This window comes from Deltaproteobacteria bacterium (assembly GCA_011773515.1).
GTDB lineage: Bacteria > Desulfobacterota > Deferrimicrobia > J040 > J040 > WVXK01.
Window position 1 is genome coordinate 30420 of record WVXK01000004.1, and the last position, 2309, is coordinate 32728.

3 protein-coding genes and 1 pseudogene (1 of these 4 only partly in view) are annotated in these 2309 nt (G+C 53.5%); 1 reads left to right on the top strand and 3 read right to left on the bottom strand.

Going from position 1 to position 2309, the window contains the following annotated elements; all coding sequences use genetic code 11:
• Window positions 1-82: 82 nt before the first annotated feature.
• Window positions 83-388, top strand: a complete 306-nt coding sequence (locus tag GTN70_00665) for a hypothetical protein (protein NIO15513.1) — start codon at window positions 83-85, stop codon at window positions 386-388.
• A gap of 132 nt (window positions 389-520) precedes the next feature.
• On the opposite strand, the gene GTN70_00670 is transcribed toward GTN70_00665, so the two are convergent.
• From GTN70_00670 to GTN70_00680, 3 genes and pseudogenes are all read right to left on the bottom strand, one after another.
• Window positions 521-1024, bottom strand: a complete 504-nt coding sequence (locus GTN70_00670; GenBank protein NIO15514.1) for a hypothetical protein — start codon at window positions 1022-1024, stop codon at window positions 521-523.
• 180 nt (window positions 1025-1204) lie between these two features.
• The gene (locus GTN70_00675) at window positions 1205-1417 is read right to left on the bottom strand and encodes a hypothetical protein (protein ID NIO15515.1); all 213 of its coding nucleotides are present in this window, start codon (window positions 1415-1417) and stop codon (window positions 1205-1207) included.
• A 229-nt stretch (window positions 1418-1646) separates the two neighbouring features.
• A pseudogene (locus GTN70_00680) lies at window positions 1647-2309 on the bottom strand (cystathionine gamma-synthase); it runs 434 nt beyond the window's last position.

Below are 2309 nucleotides of genomic sequence, written 5' to 3' on the forward strand. Positions count from 1 at the left end.
AGACAGGTGGCAAAGGCTTGATCATCGCAGGAGCAGAGCGACTTATGCAAAATGTGAGAAAATGGGAACTGACCCCCCTGGCGTGAATTTTTTCAGGGGCGCAGCGATATTCCTGACCCAACTGCCGATGATGCTCTATGTGGGCGCAAAGTTTGATCTGTTATTCGGATTCAATCAGACCCATGCAGGGTTTGCAACGCTCCTCATCCTCATTGTATCGGTTCCTCTCCTGAATCTGTCCTGGCTGATCGCCGAAATCGTTCTATCCATCAAGCAGTCAAAACAGCGAAGTGGATCACTATCCATCCTGATGCTGCTAATTGCCCTGTTCTTTCTCTTGGAGTCGATTGCGATTGACCTCTTTCTCGTATCACAGATGAGAATGTAACCCCCCATCCGGTCAATCGAATCTTCCAAGGTAGCAGGTTTTCAAGGAGATAGCAGACATTGTACATGAGAAATATGATTCCCGTTTCCTCACGCCAGGCCCACTTTGTCTGCATTTTATTAGGGAGATTTCTCACCCTTCCTTCTTCTGGTACACCATCTGGGTTACCCGCAATAGTTCAAGTGATATATTGAAGGGCAAACGGAATTTCGGTATGGCGCTGAACACACCTTGAGACTCCATGCCCTGGATTACCCGGCAACCGGTCGATTTGACCTTGTCACACACATTTTCATACGCGCTTTCGCAGCCCATGACCACGGCAACGTCGTACTCACGTGCCCGCTCCGATAATTTCTCCTGCTGCCGCAATGTCCACATGCACGTCATGAAGTTCAAGAGATTCCCCTGGAAGAGATCTGTCCTTACGCCTTCTTTTTCCAGGCGTGATCGGATATCCTCGATGTGCTGTTCAAACGATTCGGTACGTAAAAACCTGCGAAACAGCTCGATGTAGGGCTGGTTGTTTCTCATGGCCATGCTGGCGGCGGGGCAGAACCTGCAGATGACGATCAGGGCCGATTGGAACTTCGCAATCTCAGGAACGACATCCACCTCTTTTAAATAGAAAGGCATTTTTCCTCTCCCGTTTAGCGGTCTTATGCGTCTGATCCGAACGTGGGGCTTGTTTCGATTGAATGCGACGTGGCAATTAGACAGGTAAGTACAGGGTATCACGAGATGGGTAAAATCCAAACAAGACCCCGTTCCTCGATCTCAGGGTAAAGGCCCCAGGCTCGAATGGAGCTTCCGGGGTCAAAATGAAAGATCCTTCAAGCCGTACACCTTCGTGTGGGCGGCCCAGGCAGGACACCAGGTGCGATGCCAGCGCATCAGCCTTTCGAATAGAGTACCGGGTTTCCGGTTCGCGTAGGGACATATCCCGCAGCTGTGACACATCCCCGCCAGCGCCCTAGTTGTTAATCCGAACTGCCTGTCTGCCTGAATAGTTCCTTCATGTGAATTCATCGTTACCTCCTAAAATCATAAATAATTATTTCTCCCTTCACACCTGCAGACGGAGTTCGATCCGAAAAGGATACGGTCCCGGTAACCAGGGGTCAGCGGTAACCGGGGGTCAGTTCCCATATCCTCAGGTTTTTCGCATGTTTCCCAGGAGGAAAGAGGGGTAGCAGAGGCGTGATCGTCGCAGGAGAAGGGTGGTTATGCGAAATGTGAGAAAATGGGAACTGACCCCCTAGCGATGATCGAGGGCCCGTGTCAGGTCCTCGACCAGATCTTTCGTCGACTCAAGACCTATGGAAAACCGGATCATGGAGTCGGTGATTCCCCGTTTCAGCCTCTCTTCCGGGGTAAGGCCATGGTGGGTGGTGGTCATCGGCTGGGTGGCGAGGCTCTCAGGGCCGCCGAGGCTCGCGGCAATAGTGAACAGCTCCAGGTTGTCAACCACCCTTGTCGCGTCTTCTCCCGTGCCGTCGATCTCGAGGGTAAGCATTCCCCCGAACCCGGACATCTGGGACCTTGCCAGTTCGTGCTGGGGAAAGTCGGTCAATCCGGGGTAGAGGACCCTTTTCACCTTCGGGTGGCCCCTCATCGCTTCCGCCACTCCCCTTGCGGTCTGATTCTGACGCTCCACACGAATGGGAAGGGTGCGAAGGCTCCTTGCGAGAAGAGCTGCAATTTCAGGGGCCATCATCTGGCCGAGATTTTTCCTCCACGGGCCTACCTGTTCGATGAGCCCCCTCGGCCCCATCAGGACGCCGCCCGTCAAATCGCTGTGCCCACCCAGGTACTTGGTCGCACTATGCACGGCAATATCCGCTCCGAGATCCAGCACCAGCTGGTTGATGGGCGTGGCGAAGGTGTTGTCAACGGCGACGAGTGCTCCACAGGAGTGGGA

Coding starts and splice junctions, on each gene's coding strand:
- GTN70_00675 (NIO15515.1), bottom strand. CDS start 1,417: ATGAATTCACATGAAGGAACTATTCAGGCAGACAGGCAGTTCGGATTA.
- GTN70_00670 (NIO15514.1), bottom strand. CDS start 1,024: ATGCCTTTCTATTTAAAAGAGGTGGATGTCGTTCCTGAGATTGCGAAG.